Here is a 15,700-nt window from a genome sequence, read left to right on the forward strand (position 1 = left end):
AATTGATCTAAGAGATCCCCCAATGGCGACGTCGAACGTCTAGAGGTCAAGGTTTAAAGCTGGAGATGCCTATGCCGGCCAAAGGAGCGACGAAAGTTCAAAAAAAACGAAACCGTGAAGCGGCCGACTGGATCCTGCGCAATAGCGATGCCAACCAGTCGCCAACCGACAAGGCGCGCTTCAAGGACTGGCTTGATCGCGACCCGGAAAATTGTCGGACTTACAGCGCTGCTGAACGCCTGATGGGTGATGCCCGCCGGGCAATACAGTCGGATTCTGCGCTCGCCAACATCAAGGTGAAGCCGCGCAGTGCGGGAAAACCGGTCATCGCAGCGCTCTTGGCCATAGGCCTCGCGACGGGCGGCTTTTTCGCGTTCGATGGACCGATGCGCCTGGAAGCGGACATTATTGCCGGCACAGACGAAATGCCTGTCATCACGCTCGAAGACGGGTCTGAGGTTCAGCTTAATGCCTCCTCAACGATCGCGTTGGATTATACCAGGACCCGCCGTACCGTCCGCCTTCTTCAAGGCCAGGCCTTTTTTCGGGTCGCCCATGCTGTCGAAAGACCCTTTACAGTTGTTGCGGGGATGGCGACGGTTACTGCGCTCGGGACCGCTTTCGATGTCCGCTACGGCAACAACGACACCGAGGTGACCGTCACGGAAAATGCGGTCCAGATCGAAATCGACGGAGATGACGCCGTCCGCGTCGGCCAGGGCGAGCAAGCGACTTTCGACCACGAGAAAAAGAAGATGGCCATTTTACCGGTGGACAGCCTTGCTGCACTCGCCTGGAGGCGCGGCCAAATAGTGCTCGACAATGCTCCACTTTCCTACATCGTGGAGGAGATGAACCGGCACTTCTACGGTCGAATCATCGTTGCCGACTCGGCTCTGGCCAATCGCCGCGTCAGCGGCACAATGAAGATTGCGGATACCAATGATGCGCTCGCTTTCGTAACGGAGGCTCTTCACGTGAAATCGACGCGCCTAGGCCCTCTCATCGTCATTAGACAGTAAAAACACTAGTCTCGCCGTACTGACGTTCGATATTCGGATCGATCTGGCTCGGTGCTGCAGCTGCCCTATGGTCAGAAAGCCGCCCGGCTCGATCAATCTAACCTTGATCCCGAAAGCCGCCACTTCCTGATCAAGGCAATCTGTAAAACCTTTCAGAGCCCATTTTGCGGCATGATATGCTCCCAGATTGGGGAAAGCCACAACGACGCGCCGTCATCATACGGCATTGGCTCAAAGCTTACGTGTGCCAAGCCACTTCACCTTTTCCGGATCGCGATGGTCGAAGAAGCTGCTGGCCTTCTGGTCAAGCGAGGAGATGGCTGCGACGTCGTTCTGGTCGAGCTCGAAATCGAAGACCTGGAAGTTCTCAGCCATGCGCTCCTTGCGCACCGACTTCGGGATCGCGACGATCTCGCGCTGGATCAGCCAGCGGAGGACAACCTGTGCGGTGCTCTTGCCATACTTCTGGCCGATCGACTGCAACAGTTCGTTCGTGAACAGCCCGTTCTTTCCTTCCGCAAAAGGTCCCCAGGCTTCCGGTTGAACCTTGTATTCCCGGAGGACTGCTTGAGCGTCCTCCTGTTGGTGGAATGGGTGGATTTCGATCTGATTGACCGTGGGCACGATTTCGTTGTGAAGCGCGAAGTCCACCAGTCGGTCGGGATAGAAGTTGCTGACGCCGATGGCGCGAATGCGACCGGCCTTGTGCAGCTCCTCCATCGCACGCCACGCGCCATAGACATCGCCATAGGGCTGATGAATGAGCCAGAGGTCGAGATAGTCGAGCTGGAGCTTGTTCAGCGAGCGTTCGAAGGCCGCCTTGGCACCTCCATAGGACGCATCTTCGATCCACAGCTTGGTCGTGACAAACAGCGCGCTTCGATCGATGCCATGACTGCGGATCGCGTTGCCCACCGCCTCTTCATTGCCATATGACGTCGCGGTGTCGAGGAGACGGTAGCCGACATCGATCGCGTCACGCACGCTGCGTTCGCACTCTGCTGGATCGGGCACCTGAAAGACACCAAAGCCGAGGATTGGCATCTCGACGCCGTTGTTCAAGGTTACTGTGGGTATTGAGCTGGTCATGTTGATTTCCTTCGATAGTTACGGGAGCACAAAGCCCAAAAATGTCGTTACTTGCCCACTCGGGCTTGAAGATGCGCGGGATACCGGTCGCCGACAATCTCGATTTTCGCGAGTGCGTCCGAGATGGCTGCGACGTCCTTGACCGACAGCTCCACAGTCGACGCACCGAGATTTTCCTCAAGGCGATGGAGCTTCGTCGTGCCGGGGATAGGCACGATCCAAGGCTTCTGAGCGAGCAACCACGCGAGCGCGATCTGCGCAGGGGTTACGCCTTTGCTCTCCGCGATATGGGTGAGTGCGGAGACGAGCGCCTTGTTGGCTTTCAGGTTTTCCGCTTGGAAACGCGGAACGACGCTGCGGAAGTCCCCCGGTCCGAACGTCGCCGTCTCGTCGATCTTACCTGTCAGAAAACCTTTGCCCAACGGGCTGAACGGAACGAAGCCGATCCCCAGTTCCTCGAGAGTTGGAATGATTTCCTTTTCAGGTTCGCGCCAGAACAACGAGTATTCGCTCTGGAGCGCTGTGACGGGCTGGACTTCGTGGGCCTTGCGGATCGTCTGCGCTCCCGCTTCGGAGAGACCAAAGTGTTTAACCTTGCCCTCCGCAATCAGGTTCTTGACCGTCCCAGCGACGTCTTCGATTGGAACGTTCGGATCAACGCGATGCTGGTAGAGCAGATCGATCACATCCGTGCGCAGTCGCTTCAAAGATGCGTCGACCGATTGGCGGATGTAGTCCGGACGGCTGTTCAAGTGCTGACCGCCGTCCGGGCTTGGAAGCTCGAAACCAAACTTGGTAGCGATGACGACGCCGTTGCGGATCGGCTGAAGCGCCTCGCCGACCACGTCCTCATTGGTGAACGGTCCGTAGACCTGTGCTGTGTCGAAGAAGGTGACACCGCGATCGTGGGCCGCGCGAATAAGTGTGACAGCATCCTTGGTTGCGGTTGCAGCACCGTATCCGTGGCTCAGGCCCATGCAGCCGAGGCCGAGAGCAGAGACTTTTAGATTGCCGATTTTACGTGTTTGCATGTCTGTCTTCCTTGATTACGCCGCGCTTTCCACAAGCGCGGCCTCTTCCTGGTTTTCTTTTGTCCGCCAGGCGGCGGGAACGATGGTCACTGCGGCGATTATCAGGGCAAGCACAAGCATGGCTGTTCCTGCGTCGAACGCATGCGAGACCCGGAATGCCGTAAGGTCGGCTCCTGCCAGGCCCGCCGATCCAAGGGCGGCGACTGCGATCAGAATGCCGAGGCCAACCGAGCTCCCCATCTGATGGGCCACGTTGACCGCACCTGATGCAGCGCCTGCGTCTTCCTTGGAAATCCGCGCGACGCCCGACGACGTAAGGGGGCTCAGGGTCAGTCCCTGGCTGATCCCGATCAACACCATGGGTAACGCCACCGCGGTCCAATAGTTCGAGCCGATGCCTGCGCGACTCAACCAGCCCATCGCGATTATACCAGTGGCCATGCCTGCGATGAGAACGGCGTTGCGCCCGAAACGAGCGATAAGTCTTGGGACAAGTATCGCGAAGGGAACATGCAGCATGGTCGCGGGGACGAAGGCGAGGCCTGTGACGGCCGGGCGGAAGCCCGCGACGTCCTGAAGAAAGAGCGTGGTGAAGAAGAAGAAGCCGACCATGGCACCAAGATAGAGAACCCTCGCGGCGTAAGCTCCGGATCGCTCTATGTCCGAGAACAGTCGAAGGGGAAGAATCGGCTGTGCCGCGCGACGCTCGATCTGGATGAAGGCTGCGAGCAGGCAAACGGAGGACGCCAAGGTGGCGAGTGTTATTCCGTCCCATCCCGATTGCGCCGAGCGGATGAAGCCGTACACCAGCGCTCCCATGCCCAACGTAGAGGTGATCGCGCCTGGAATATCTAGCGCACCCGGTTGCTTGGAGGCCTCTGGAACGTAGACCCGAGCGGCGAGGATCATCGCGATGCCGATTGGCAGATTGATGAAGAAGCCGACACGCCACGACAGCCAATCCGCCAGAAGACCGCCGACAATCAGTCCGACGGTCGCGGATACTCCCGCGGCAGCGCTGTAGAGCGACACCGCCCGGACACGCTCGTCGCCCTCGTCGAAGTTTGTCTGGAGAAGAGCAAGTGTTGATGGAGCCAGGATTGCGGACCCCAACCCCTGAATGGCGCGCCAGGACAGCATCCACGTTGACGAGTGCGAGGCACCGATCGCCATCGAGGCGATCGTAAAGATCGCCATTCCCACAATGAACATCCGCCGTCGGCCGAGGATGTCGCCGGCGCGGGCTCCCAGAAGGAGGAACCCGCCGAATGTCAGCGTGTAAGCACTCTGTACCCACGCCAGGCCAGCGTCGGTGAAGCGCAGTTGCTGATGTATCTTGGGCAGCCCGGTCAAGATGACGGAGATGTCGAGCACGATCATCACGTAGCTGATCAGGATGATCGCCAGAATGGCGGATTTGTTCGGCAATGGTTTCGTTGGATTGCTGCTCGACATCACGTCTTCCATTTTCTGGTCGGCCACGTCGTCCTCCACGACCAGGCGTCTGTTTCGATGAATGCAAGATATGCCTTGCCGACCATTTAGATTAGAGACACTAATCGGGATGCAGCTATAAGGATGTCTAATGAATGCCGCAGGAGAACTTCAACGATCTGGTCGCCTTCGTCATGGTGGCGCGCGAGGAGAGCTTTACAAAGGCCGCCGTCAAACTGGGCGTCTCGCAATCGGCGCTCAGCCAGACCGTTCGCGGACTTGAAGAGAGGCTGGGGCTTCGTCTGCTGACCAGAACGACGCGCCGCGTATCTCCGACGGTGGCTGGCGAGCGGCTTCTTCAGATCGCCGCTCCGAGATTCGAGGAGATACAGGCGGAACTCGCGGCGCTCACCGAGATGCGGGACAAGCCGGCGGGGACCATAAGGATCACTGCAGGCGAACATGCCGCAATCTCGGTCCTCGCTCCGGCGCTCGACAAGTTCTTACCCGACAATCCCGATGTGAAGGTCGAGATCACCGTCGATTACGGGCTCACCGACATCGTAGCGGAGCGCTACGACGCCGGGGTGCGGCTGGGCGAGCAGGTCGCCAAGGACATGATCGCGGTGAAGATCGGTCCTGACATGTCCATGGCTGTCGTCGGTGCCCCGTCGTATTTCCGCCAGAACCCGTGGCCGGAAACGCCTCAGGACCTGACGGGGCACAACTGCATCCAGATCAGAATGCCGACCCACGGGAATATCCTTGCCTGGGAATTCGAGAAGGAAGGCCACGAGCTGAAAGTGAAGGTGGAGGGGCAACTGGTCTTCAACAACATCGCAATGCGGCTCGACGCCGTCAAACGGGGGCTCGGACTTGCCTATATGCCGGAAGACCAGGTAGCGCAGCAGATAGCGAGCGGCGAATTGGTGCGCGTGTTGGAAGACTGGTGTGCTCCATTTCCAGGATATCACCTCTACTACCCTAACCGCAGGCATACATCTCCGGCGTTCGCGCTGATGATCAACGCACTGCGCTACCGCCAGTAACGAATTAATCAACCGTTTGTGATTGATAAGTCAGGCTAATGGCCTCAATCAGAAATAGCTATCTAATCATCTGGGTGATGCTCAAGTAGCGTTCCTCCAACTTAATGTTGTGAGATCGCTATGCCCCAGACATTCGCCAAGACCCTCTCTGTCCTACTGTTCTCGAGCGCGCTGCTGACATCCGGTGTCACCAGCGCTCAGTCTCCGGAAAAGCCTCAGCCCCTCGTCATTCAGGATCAGGGCAGCTTTGCCGTTGGCGGTACCGTCTCGAAGACGGCAGGAACGTACAACAACAATGCTCCAACACCAGAAGGCCAGTCGCTTCACGGCGATCATGCCTACGTCTTCTATCAGGTGCCGCAGAACCCGAAGCCATTGCCGATTATCATGCTGCATGGAGCGTTCCAATCCGCCCGTAGCTGGGAGACCACCCCCGACGGTCGCGAGGGCTTCCAGAACATCTTCCTTCGTAAAGGGTTCTCCACCTATCTTGTCGATCAGCCGCGCCGTGGCCGCGCGGGCAATAGCACCGTGGCTGCTACGATTGAACCGACGCCCTACGATCAGCTTTTCTTCGACCAGTTCCGTCTTGGAAAATGGCCTGACTATTTCCAGAATGTTCAGTTCGACCGCAGTCCGGCAGCACTCGACCAATTCTTCCGCTCCGTAACCCCGAACACCGGTCCATACGACGTCAAGGTGATCTCAGACGCGATGTCGGCCCTGTTCCAGAAGACAGGACCCGGCATTCTGTTTACCCACTCACAGGCGGGAGGCCCAGGCTGGATGACAGCGATCAAGAGCTCGAACGTCAAGGGCATCGTCGCACTTGAACCTGGCAGTGGCTTCATCTTCCCGCAGGGCGAGGTGCCCGCCGACATGCCAAGCGCCGCTGGCACGCTGAAGGGCGAGGCAGTTCCGCTCGCCGACTTCGAAAAGCTGACCAAGCTGCCCATTATCATCTATTACGGCGACAACTTCCCGGTCGAGCCGACAAGTGAGAGAGGTCAGGATAACTGGCGCGTTCGTCTCGCTATGGCCAAGCTGTGGGTCGAGACCGTGAACAGGCACGGTGGTGATGCGACCCTGGTCCATCTGCCGGAAATCGGCATCAAGGGCGGCACACACTTCCTGATGTCGGACCTGAACAACGTCGAGATCGCCGACCAGATATCCAAATTCCTCACCGACAAGAAGCTCGATTGAACCATCGGCGCTAGCCCTGAAAAAGGAGCCAGACGATGACTGACGAAATCATCAATAAGAGAAGACGCGAGTTCCTCGGAGCCTCCGCGCTCATCGTTACCGGTGCAATCCTGGGAGTGCCAACAATGCCGACCAATGCCATGGCTCTTGACTACAAGCAGAACCCGTTCACTCTCGTCTATGACGGTGCGATTACCCGAAACGAGCCCGGCAAGGTCAACATCCATCCGGTCAAGTACAAGCTGAACGGCCTCGACATCGTCGCCAACGTCTACACACCGCCCGATTACGATCCTGCGCAAAAGTACCCCACGATCGTTCTTGCCCACCCGAACGGCGGTGTGAAGGAACAGACCACGGGTCTTTACGCGCAGCGGCTTGCGGAGCGCGGGTTCATCACCATCACGGCCGACGCCGCGTATCAGGGCGGAAGCGGCGGCACGCCGCGCAGCACCGACAAGCCCCAGCACCGCATCGAAGACATCCATGGAATGGCTGACTTCATCAGCACCTTCCCCGGTGTCGATACGACGCGTCTTGGCCTGTTTGGCATCTGTGGCGGCGGTGGGTACTCCCTGGCCGCAGCCAAGACCGACAAGCGTTTCAAGGCGGTGGCGACGCTCAGCATGTTCAATTCAGGGCGGGTCCGTCGCAACGGATTCCAGGATAGTCAGATGGACACGATCCAGAGTCGCCTTCAGCAGGCCTCAGCGGCCCGAGCTCAGGAAGCGGCTGGCGGCGAAATCCTCTATTCCGGCGACGCCGATATGACCGACGCCCAGATCGCCGCATTGCCGTTCGATCTCTATCGGCAGGGATACGAATACTATTGGCGCACCAACGCCCACCCCGGTTCGACCTTCAGATACACGACCAGCAGCCTGATGGACCTGATGCGCTGGGACGCGATCGACGAGATCGCGCTCATCGACGTACCCCTTCTGATGATTGCCGGCAGTGCCGCCGACACGCTGTACATGACGGAGGAAGCGTTCCCGAAGGCAACCGGCATAGCGGACAAGGAGCTCTTCAAGATCGAGGGCGCCAAGCACATCGAGACCTACTGGGTACCCGAATATGTCGAGGCCGCTCTGTCCAGGCTAAAGCCTTTCTTCGATCGCCACCTCGCTTCGACGTGATGACGGGACCCACGGGCACCTCATTCACCCCCCTTACGAATAAACCCCATAGTCTCAGGACGAAAGGACTTGGACGTGAAGAAACTAATCACAGGAATTCTTGCCGCAGCAATCGTCTGCGGAGCAGGAGTGGAGGCCAGTATGGCACAGCAACCAGCATCTAATCTTGATTCCGCACGGTCGCGCACCCAGCAATTGATGGGAGACATCGCTCCGAAGCTGGCGGAACTGACGGATGATGTCCTTTACGCCGACGTCTGGGAGCGGCCGCAGCTCTCCCAGCGCGACCGAAGCCTCGTGACAGTCACTGCCTTGATTGCCCTCAACCGTCCAGACCAGCTTCGCTCGCATCTCGTTCGCGCCAAGGCGAACGGTCTGACGGAGGAGCAGCTCGTCGAAACAATCACCCACATGGCGTTCTATTCCGGTTGGCCGAGCGCGGTTTCGGCCGTGGCGATCGCGAAGGAAGTATTTGCCGAGTAGCACGGACAGCCTGACTAAAACTCCTCGATCACAGGTGACCGATGAACATGAAAACCGTAATGACCGTTGCTCTCTCCCTTGGAGCGTCCGCCGCGTTTGCACAACCTGACAAGCCCGTATCGATCACCAGGGCAGGAACGCATCCCTCGACGGTTGGCCCGTCGAGCAACTTCACCGGGGCCGTTCGCGTCGATTCCCGTTTTTCGGCAACTGCACCGGCGACCGTCGGCGGCGGGACGGTAACCTTCGAACCCGGTGCGCGGACCGCGTGGCACACCCACCCGCTGGGTCAAACGCTGATCATCACGGCTGGCGTCGGCCTCGTCCAGCACTGGCAGGGCGAAATCCAGGAACTCCGGCCGGGCGACATCGCATGGATACCGCCAGGCGTGAAGCACTGGCACGGAGCGACCGAGACGACCGGCATGTCCCACATCGCCATTTCCGAAACGCTGGATGGCAAGTCGGTCAATTGGATGGAGCACGTCTCCGATGAGCAATACACGCGGTGACGTCGGATCACGCGCACATTACGAGGTGCCCATGCGAAGTTTGATTGGTGGTGTAGGCGGGGCGGTTCTCTCCGGGCTGGCTGTCATCCTGGTGGGGATGCAGGTGCAGGCCGAGCCGACACGCGCAACGATGCCCGACATCGACAAACTCATCCACTACACGACAGTGACGCGCGGCGAAGTTACCGAGCACATCATGACGACACGCGAGGCGATCGAAGCCGTGAAGCGCGGCGAGCCGATCCCCAACGGCACCCACGTGGCCCTCGTCGACTACCGTGACGGAAAGGTGTTCCGGACCTTCATCATGGAAAAGGGCGAGAACTGGGGTCAGGATTATCCGGAGAACCGACGGACCGCCGATTGGCAATTCCAGTGGTTCAAGCCGGATGGTACCATCAACGAGGCCGAGAACACGGCGCGCTGTCAGAGCTGTCACATGTCCCGCGCGGACCGGGACTTCCTCTACACGTTCAACGAGATGCGGCGGTTCGAATTCAAATGACTGTGTTTCGCGCTCGTCTCGTGCTGGATTTCCTGGCCATCCCGCTGATCATCGCCTGCCTTGCATATTGGTGGCTGGACAACCTGTCTCACGAACTGTTCGGCACGGCTCTCTTCACGCTGGTCATCGTGCACAACGTCTTCAATAGGCTGTGGTACCCGAGGGTCAGGAACGGTAGGCGCGACGCCGTTCGGATATTCAACATCGTCTCGATCGTCTGTCTGGCAGTAGCTATGCTTATTATGCTGGGCACCAGTCTGCTCATCTCGCGCGACCTCTTCTGGTTTACGTCGATCGACGGCGGGTTCACAGTTCGCGAGCTTCACATGTTCGCCGGTTACTGGACCCTGCTGATCGTCGCCGTCCATTTGGGAACACGCTGGACCGTCGTGATGAACACCGTCCGATCGACGCTGGGTCTGACATCGACGAACGCCGTTCGCACCCTGGTTCTACGGATCATCGCCTTCGCCATTGCGGTTTGGGGTGTGAAGAGCTCTTTCGACATGACGTTCGGTTCGAAGCTCATGCTCAGCTATTCGCTCGACATGTGGGACTTCAACGAGAGCAGTCTGGGATTCTTTCTTAACTACCTGGCAATCGTCGGCCTCTATGCCGTCGTGACCCACTATGTCCTCGCGTTCATCAAGACGAGCGCCTCCAAAAGACTTGCAGCCTGATAGGAGCAAGCCGCGTTCGCTTCTCGATCTCTTCCTGAGCGGCACGCACCGCGGGCGGCTGCTCGGCCTGATGACGGAGCAGGAAGCACATGCGCGGGTGCCCGAGACCGTCGAGCAGGCCGTTGCCATCGTCTTTTGCGAGACGCAACCCTTTTGCCGAACGACAATCGAGGCTTGCCAGCATCCAACAACCCGTTCTTCCGATCATCGCCTATCATTGCGGTGCCGGAAACAAACGGGAGAACAGGAATGAAGCTCTATTACGCGCCGGGAGTCTGCTCAATGGCTGCCCATATCGTCGCCGCCGCGGCCGAAATTCCACTGACTTTGACGAGGGTGGACATTCGCAGCGAGCCGCACCGGATTGAGGACGGCCGCATTCTGAATCAAGTTAACGCGAAGGGCGTGGTGCCTATATTGGAGCTCGATGATGGCCGCGTGCTGACGGAAGGCGTCGCCATCCTGCATTTCCTTGCCGATCTGAAGCCGGAGGCGATGCTGAAGCCCGCGCCTGACAGTTTCGAGCACTATCGCCTGCATGAATGGATGACCTTCGTCAGCTCCGAGTTGCACAAGACCTTCAGCCCGTGGCTGTTCCACCCGGAATATGGCGTGCAGGCCGCCGAGGTCGCAAGGGAGAGGCTGCGCGCGCGTTTCGACTTTCTGGACAAACATTTCGCCTCCGAAAGTTATCTTGTCGGAGGCCGGTTCAGCATCGCCGACGCCTATTGCTTCACTATCATGAACTGGTCGAGCGGACGCGAGCTCGATCTTGCCCCATGGGTCAACCTTTCTCATTACCTGTCGACGATCGCCCAAAGGCCGGCGGTACGCAGGACGATGGCCACCGAGGGCCTGCGCAACTAGCGCCAGCGGCTGAGCGACGGGACCTCTCAGCCCGCGGACCGAGCTGCATCATGCCTTTCTTCGTCCGGACTCGGGGACCCGCCGCGCTTTCCCTCCAGCAGCGCGCGGCGCGCGAGAAGGCCACCGCCGACGTGATCGAAGAAAGCGCGAACGCGTGCCGTGTTGCGCAGATCCTTATGCGTGATCAGCCAGAGTTCGCGGGTGAGTTCGGGCAATGGTTCCTGAACACGTTCGATATCGGGTTCGGGATCGCCAAGATAGCAGGGAAGCAGCGCCAGCCCCAAGCCCGCCTTCACCGCCATCAGCTGGTTGACGAGGCTGCTCGAACGATAGGCAAAGGCGCGTGGAGAGATGTTTTCGGTCAGCCACATCGATGCCGCCGCAACGGCGGCGCTGTCCCACCCGACAACGACGTGGCTGGAGAGCGAGGCAATATCCGCGGGACGCCCTCGCTCGGCAAGGTAAGTGCTGCTCCCGTAAAAGGTCCAGGGTGTCGATGCGATCTTGCGGCCGAACAGTTCGCCTTCATGCGGGCGCGTCGCCCGAATGGCGACGTCGGCCTCCCGACGCAACAGATCGAGCTGCCTGTTGTCGACCAGCAATTCCAGTTCGATACCATCATGCTCGCGACGAAAATCGGCGAGTACCTCGTTGAGGATACGATAGGCGAGCGTCTCCGACGAAGTAATCTTGAGTTTGCCCAGAAGCCTGTTGTCCTGGCCGGCGATGGATCGATCGAGCGTCATGATTTCTGCTTCAAGCCGCTCGGCGGCCATGATCATCTGGACGCCGGCGTCAGTGGGGACATAGCGGTTCATCGTCCGGTCGAAGAGCTTGACGCCCCTTCTTTTCTCGAGGGCGTTCAGCCAGCGGAAGATGGTCGAATGGTCGTGGCCAAGATCCCTGGCGGCGCCGACCAGCGATCCGGCACGCCCGATCGCCAGCACAATTCTGAACTCGTTCCAGTCCTTCACGTCTTTCCACCTCGCAAATATGCACAGCCTTCCGGATTGAGGAATTGCAAAACGGAAAGGCGGATTTCGCATGACAGGCCGATGACCTGCCTTCGGACAGTAACGCCATCGACCGGACGCGTCCTCTTGCAAAAATGCAAATCCGCCTTTCCGAAAGGAAAGCGCGCCGCTGCTCCGCAATTGCCCGATGGCAACGCCCGCTTGCCAAACCACAACGAGCTTTGCGGGCCGAGCATTCCTATCATCCCTGCCACTGCCGGGGTGCAAGCGCCGCCGGCCGAAACGGCGGAAAACAAGACGATGAAGGAATACGGCGGGCATGGCTTGGATATTGCTGGTCATATCGGGGTTTCTCGATGTCGGCTGGGCCATCAGCGTAAAGATGGCCGCAGGCTACAGCCGTCCGGGCTGGTCCGTTCTTTCTCTGGCTCTGCTCGCCGCCTTCATTTTCTGTCTCGGCAAAGCCCTGCAGACCCTGCCGCTCGGGACAGCATACGCCGTATGGACCGGCATCGGCGCCATCGGATCTATCGTTGTCGGCATCGTGGTCTTCCGTGAGCCAGCAACGGCGGTCCGTCTCTTCTGGCTCGCCCTCACCCTCGGCGGGATCGTCGGCCTCAAGCTTTCAAGCAGTTGAGCCCCGTGCCGTCGTTTATGTTGTTTAAAAAGGAATGAAGATGCCCAAGCTTAATGCCGACCCGAACTTCGTCTTTTCCAGGCAGGAAGAGTTGAAGGCCTTCAGAGACATGCTTCTCATCCGCCGCTTCGAGGAGCGATGCGGCCAGATGTATGGCGAAGGCCTGATTGCCGGCTTCTGCCACCTCTATATCGGCCAGGAGGCCGTGGTCGTCGGAATGCAGATGACGATAGGCGAAGGCGATCAGGTAATCACCGCCTATCGCGACCACGGCCACGCGCTGATGTCGGGCATGGATCCCAAGGTGGTGCTGGCGGAACTGACCGGCCGCATGGCGGGCGCCTCTAAGGGCAAGGGTGGCTCGATGCACATCTTCGATCCCAAGAGGGGTTTCTACGGCGGGCACGGCATCGTGGGCGCACAAGCCTCGATCGGCACAGGGCTGGCATTCGCCAACAAGTATCGCGGCAATGATCGCGTCTGCCTGACCTATTTCGGCGACGGAGCCTCCAATCAGGGGCAGGTCTACGAAAGCTTCAACATAGCGAAGGTCTGGGGCTTGCCGGTGGTCTACATCATCGAAAACAATCATTACGGCATGGGCACCAGCGTCGAGCGCGCCTCGGCCAATCTCAACCTGTCGCAACGCGGCCTCTCCTTCAACATTCCCGGCGAGCAGGTGGACGCCATGGACGTGCGCGCAGTCCGCGCGGCGGGAGCGAAGGCGGTCGAACATGCGCGGGCAGGCAACGGGCCGATCATCCTGGAAATGCTGACCTATCGCTATCGCGGGCATTCGATGTCAGACCCGGCGAAGTACCGATCCCGCGAAGAGGTCGAAAAGGTCAAGAACGACAACGACCCGATCAACCGCTCGCGCACCCGCATTCTAGAGGAGGGGCATGCGACCGAAAGCGACATCAGGCTGATCGAAAAGGAAATCAAGGACATCGTCGCCGAAGCGGTCGATTTCGCCAAGACCAGCCCGATGCCGGATCCGCTGGAGCTCTATAGCGACGTCTATTCGTGACTTCGGGCAGCGCGGCCACCAATCGGCATGAGAAGGGTAAAGCCATGACGTACCAGGACAGAAGCTTGACCGTGCGGAATGTGACATGACGCTCAATCAACGGCTTTTGGCGAGCGCCAGACAATTCCGCGAGCGGCCCGCAATAACGGCGGCCGGCGTTCGGGCCTCCTACGAGGAGTTGTTTTCCGCCGCCGTTGGTGTTTGCAGGCGTCTGGATGCGGAGGGCGTCAAACCCTGTCAGCTCATCGCGGTCTACGGGGAGCGATCCTTCGCGACCTACGCCTCGATTCTCGGAATCCTGCTGGCCGGCTGCGGTTATGTTCCCCTCAATGTCGCCTTCCCGGCGGCCCGAAACAGCCAGATTCTGTCATCCTCGGCAGCAGCGGCGCTTCTCGTTGACCGCAATGTCGCGGACGAGGCGATCCGCCAGATCGGCCCCGCCACGGCCGCCCTGCCCGTCCTGGACATTGATCCCCTGCCGCAACCAAATACAGGCGGATACGCATTCGATACCTTCGTTTCGCGCCGCGCCTTGACAACCGAAGCCATTGCCTATCTTCTCTTCACCTCGGGAACCACAGGCGTTCCAAAAGGCGTACCGATCAGCGCCGGCAATCTGACATCCTATATCGACGCGGTTCACCGGCTGATTCCGATCGATTGCAGCGATCGCGTCCTGCAGGCGGCCGACCTGACATTCGATCTTTCGGTGCACGACATGATGCTGTGCTGGCTGCATGGCGCCGAGCTTGTTGTCGCCCCTCAGAACGGGGCAATCCTCGCGCCACGGCTGATCAGAACCCATGAAATAACTGCTTGCCTGATCGTCCCCTCCGCGGCGGCGAAGGCGATCGAACTCGGTCTCGTTTCGCCGCATTCGATGCCATCGCTGAAATATAGTCTTTTCGCCGGCGAAGCATTGCCGGTGTCCCTCAGCAGCAAGTGGCACGCGGCAGCGCCCGGCGCAGCGCTCTACAATATGTATGGCCCGACCGAAGGCACCATCCACACCTCCCATTACCGCGTTGATCCGCAGAACTTCTATCAGGGATCGGTAACGCCCATCGGTTACCCGCTCGGCGTCCAACGGATGTCGATCAGAGATGCGGATGGTATGGAGGTGTTCGCTGGCGACACCGGCGAAATATGGCTTTCAGGTCCCCAGATGACGGAGGGGTATTGGAACGCGCCCGCGCTAACCGCAGAGAAATTCCCGTTTCGGGATGGCCAGCGTTGGTATCGAACCGGCGATCTGGGACGATGGGACCCTCAACATGGCATCATTTTCGCCGGCCGCGTTGATCGCCAGGTGAAGATACTCGGTTATCGCATCGAGCTGCAGGATGTCGAAGCCGCGTTGGCGAAGGCTGCCGGGGCGGAGCAGGTCGCAGTGATTGTCCGGCCGAAACAGGAGGGTGGTTCAGACGCGATCATCGTCGGATTTATCGTTGGCCGCCAAGGGTCCTCCGATGAGATCAAAGTCGCGCTCCGGGGCGTGCTGCCATATTACATGCTGCCGTGCGAAATCCATTTCATTGCCGATCTGCCCGTCAACGCGAATGGCAAGATCGACTATCGCGGGCTGGAAAAGCTACATGGCAGCCTTCGTGTGGCGGCGGTCCGTTGAGCATACGCAGACCCATCCCGGCGGCTTTGGCTGTGGTGATCCGGGAGCGATCGGTTCTGCTGGTCCGCCGCGGGTGAACGATCGGGAAAACGCCTCGGCCGCTAGTCGGATCGCGAGTTTTTGACGTTCATCTATAACTTGGTGTCCACCTCTTTTAAGTGGACACCACGTGCCAAAGCTCACTCAATTGTAGAAGGTGCGGAGAAATTCGCGCTTACGACTGACCTTCTTCGATCTTGCAGACGCCAACATCGTTTCGACGGCAACCGAAAGGGTGTCGGGGATCGAATGCTTGCGAGGACGGCCATGGTCGGAGACGGGAAAGATCATTCTGACATCATCGGGATAAACCTTCTGATGCTTGGGGATACCGACCGCCCAGGTGAAGCCACGCTCACTTAGCCCCTTTCGGCAC

17 protein-coding genes and 1 pseudogene are annotated in these 15,700 nt (G+C 59.3%); 12 read left to right on the forward strand and 6 right to left on the reverse strand.

The features are described from left to right. Positions 1-71: 71 nt before the first annotated feature. On the forward strand, positions 72-1,022 hold the full coding sequence (locus JZX89_RS13765; protein WP_149900692.1) for a FecR family protein: 951 nt from the start codon (positions 72-74) through the stop codon (positions 1,020-1,022). Here JZX89_RS13765 and JZX89_RS28885 read toward each other — a convergent pair. Genes JZX89_RS28885 through JZX89_RS13785 form a run of 4 tightly spaced genes read right to left on the reverse strand, consistent with a single transcriptional unit; the run spans position 993 to position 4,624 of the window. After that, a complete protein-coding gene (locus JZX89_RS28885; protein ID WP_207134370.1) occupies positions 993-1,223 on the reverse strand; it encodes an SDR family NAD(P)-dependent oxidoreductase in 231 nt (76 codons plus the stop codon). The genes JZX89_RS13765 and JZX89_RS28885 overlap by 30 nt on opposite strands. A 30-nt stretch (positions 1,224-1,253) precedes the next feature. Continuing rightward, positions 1,254-2,111 carry an aldo/keto reductase gene (locus JZX89_RS13775; RefSeq protein WP_207134371.1) on the reverse strand — a complete coding sequence of 286 codons (858 nt, stop codon included), beginning with the start codon at positions 2,109-2,111 and terminating at the stop codon, positions 1,254-1,256. A gap of 47 nt (positions 2,112-2,158) precedes the next feature. After that, positions 2,159-3,142, reverse strand: coding sequence for an aldo/keto reductase (locus JZX89_RS13780; protein WP_174374427.1), 984 nt, complete (start codon positions 3,140-3,142; stop codon positions 2,159-2,161). A gap of 15 nt (positions 3,143-3,157) precedes the next feature. Then, positions 3,158-4,624, reverse strand: coding sequence for an MFS transporter (locus tag JZX89_RS13785; protein WP_369809552.1), 1,467 nt, complete (start codon positions 4,622-4,624; stop codon positions 3,158-3,160). A 107-nt stretch (positions 4,625-4,731) separates the two neighbouring features. On the opposite strand from JZX89_RS13785, the gene JZX89_RS13790 reads away from it, so the two are divergent. The 8 genes from JZX89_RS13790 (at position 4,732) to JZX89_RS13825 (ending at position 11,017) form a co-directional block, all read left to right on the forward strand. Beyond that, on the forward strand, positions 4,732-5,625 hold the full coding sequence (locus JZX89_RS13790; RefSeq protein ID WP_149900688.1) for a LysR family transcriptional regulator: 894 nt from the start codon (positions 4,732-4,734) through the stop codon (positions 5,623-5,625). 120 nt (positions 5,626-5,745) lie between these two features. Then, the gene (locus JZX89_RS13795; protein WP_207134372.1) at positions 5,746-6,831 is read left to right on the forward strand and encodes an alpha/beta hydrolase; all 1,086 of its coding nucleotides are present in this window, start codon (positions 5,746-5,748) and stop codon (positions 6,829-6,831) included. A gap of 35 nt (positions 6,832-6,866) precedes the next feature. After that, positions 6,867-7,970 (forward strand): alpha/beta hydrolase, encoded by a 1,104-nt coding sequence (locus tag JZX89_RS13800; RefSeq protein WP_207134373.1) that lies wholly within the window; start codon positions 6,867-6,869, stop codon positions 7,968-7,970. Between the two features lie 141 nt (positions 7,971-8,111). Further along, positions 8,112-8,453 carry a carboxymuconolactone decarboxylase family protein gene (locus tag JZX89_RS13805; RefSeq protein ID WP_153515980.1) on the forward strand — a complete coding sequence of 114 codons (342 nt, stop codon included), beginning with the start codon at positions 8,112-8,114 and terminating at the stop codon, positions 8,451-8,453. A gap of 41 nt (positions 8,454-8,494) precedes the next feature. Next, positions 8,495-8,965, forward strand: coding sequence for a (R)-mandelonitrile lyase (locus JZX89_RS13810; RefSeq protein WP_207134374.1), 471 nt, complete (start codon positions 8,495-8,497; stop codon positions 8,963-8,965). A gap of 31 nt (positions 8,966-8,996) precedes the next feature. Next, positions 8,997-9,470, forward strand: a complete 474-nt coding sequence (locus JZX89_RS13815) for a cytochrome P460 family protein (protein ID WP_149900684.1) — start codon at positions 8,997-8,999, stop codon at positions 9,468-9,470. Then, positions 9,467-10,150: a DUF4405 domain-containing protein gene (locus JZX89_RS13820; RefSeq protein WP_207134375.1), complete on the forward strand. Its 684-nt coding sequence runs from the start codon at positions 9,467-9,469 to the stop codon at positions 10,148-10,150. The genes JZX89_RS13815 and JZX89_RS13820 overlap by 4 nt, the downstream gene beginning before the upstream one ends. A 249-nt stretch (positions 10,151-10,399) precedes the next feature. Beyond that, complete coding sequence (locus JZX89_RS13825; protein WP_207134376.1) at positions 10,400-11,017, forward strand: glutathione binding-like protein; 618 nt, start codon at positions 10,400-10,402, stop codon at positions 11,015-11,017. 26 nt (positions 11,018-11,043) lie between these two features. Here JZX89_RS13825 and JZX89_RS13830 read toward each other — a convergent pair whose 3' ends face one another. Further along, on the reverse strand, positions 11,044-11,991 hold the full coding sequence (locus JZX89_RS13830) for a LysR family transcriptional regulator (protein WP_207134377.1): 948 nt from the start codon (positions 11,989-11,991) through the stop codon (positions 11,044-11,046). Positions 11,992-12,310: 319 nt separating this feature from the next. On the opposite strand from JZX89_RS13830, the gene JZX89_RS13835 reads away from it, so the two are divergent. The 3 genes from JZX89_RS13835 to JZX89_RS13845 all read left to right on the forward strand — a co-directional run bounded on the left by JZX89_RS13835 (position 12,311) and on the right by JZX89_RS13845 (position 15,285). Next, positions 12,311-12,628 carry a DMT family transporter gene (locus tag JZX89_RS13835; protein WP_149900681.1) on the forward strand — a complete coding sequence of 106 codons (318 nt, stop codon included), beginning with the start codon at positions 12,311-12,313 and terminating at the stop codon, positions 12,626-12,628. Between the two features lie 34 nt (positions 12,629-12,662). Then, a complete protein-coding gene (pdhA, locus tag JZX89_RS13840) occupies positions 12,663-13,658 on the forward strand; it encodes a pyruvate dehydrogenase (acetyl-transferring) E1 component subunit alpha (protein ID WP_149900680.1) in 996 nt (331 codons plus the stop codon). Positions 13,659-13,743: 85 nt separating this feature from the next. Further along, a complete protein-coding gene (locus JZX89_RS13845) occupies positions 13,744-15,285 on the forward strand; it encodes an amino acid adenylation domain-containing protein (protein ID WP_207134378.1) in 1,542 nt (513 codons plus the stop codon). A gap of 219 nt (positions 15,286-15,504) precedes the next feature. Here the strand turns inward: JZX89_RS13845 and JZX89_RS13850 are convergent. Further along, positions 15,505-15,696, reverse strand: a pseudogene (locus tag JZX89_RS13850) (transposase); the annotation flags it as partial. Positions 15,697-15,700: the final 4 nt, after the last annotated feature.

This window comes from Agrobacterium burrii, assembly GCF_017313405.1.
GTDB lineage: Bacteria > Pseudomonadota > Alphaproteobacteria > Rhizobiales > Rhizobiaceae > Agrobacterium > Agrobacterium burrii.

Bases quoted from the DNA above. Each gene is read 5' to 3' on its own strand.
- JZX89_RS13765 (WP_149900692.1), top strand. From the start codon at position 72: ATGCCGGCCAAAGGAGCGACGAAAGTTCAAAAAAAACGAAACCGTGAA.
- JZX89_RS13775 (WP_207134371.1), bottom strand. From the start codon at position 2,111: ATGACCAGCTCAATACCCACAGTAACCTTGAACAACGGCGTCGAGATG.
- JZX89_RS13780 (WP_174374427.1), bottom strand. From the start codon at position 3,142: ATGCAAACACGTAAAATCGGCAATCTAAAAGTCTCTGCTCTCGGCCTC.
- JZX89_RS13790 (WP_149900688.1), top strand. From the start codon at position 4,732: ATGCCGCAGGAGAACTTCAACGATCTGGTCGCCTTCGTCATGGTGGCG.
- JZX89_RS13795 (WP_207134372.1), top strand. From the start codon at position 5,746: ATGCCCCAGACATTCGCCAAGACCCTCTCTGTCCTACTGTTCTCGAGC.
- JZX89_RS13800 (WP_207134373.1), top strand. From the start codon at position 6,867: ATGACTGACGAAATCATCAATAAGAGAAGACGCGAGTTCCTCGGAGCC.
- JZX89_RS13805 (WP_153515980.1), top strand. From the start codon at position 8,112: ATGGCACAGCAACCAGCATCTAATCTTGATTCCGCACGGTCGCGCACC.
- JZX89_RS13810 (WP_207134374.1), top strand. From the start codon at position 8,495: ATGAACATGAAAACCGTAATGACCGTTGCTCTCTCCCTTGGAGCGTCC.
- JZX89_RS13815 (WP_149900684.1), top strand. From the start codon at position 8,997: ATGCGAAGTTTGATTGGTGGTGTAGGCGGGGCGGTTCTCTCCGGGCTG.
- JZX89_RS13820 (WP_207134375.1), top strand. From the start codon at position 9,467: ATGACTGTGTTTCGCGCTCGTCTCGTGCTGGATTTCCTGGCCATCCCG.
- JZX89_RS13825 (WP_207134376.1), top strand. From the start codon at position 10,400: ATGAAGCTCTATTACGCGCCGGGAGTCTGCTCAATGGCTGCCCATATC.
- JZX89_RS13835 (WP_149900681.1), top strand. From the start codon at position 12,311: ATGGCTTGGATATTGCTGGTCATATCGGGGTTTCTCGATGTCGGCTGG.
- pdhA (WP_149900680.1), top strand. From the start codon at position 12,663: ATGAAGATGCCCAAGCTTAATGCCGACCCGAACTTCGTCTTTTCCAGG.
- JZX89_RS13845 (WP_207134378.1), top strand. From the start codon at position 13,744: ATGACGCTCAATCAACGGCTTTTGGCGAGCGCCAGACAATTCCGCGAG.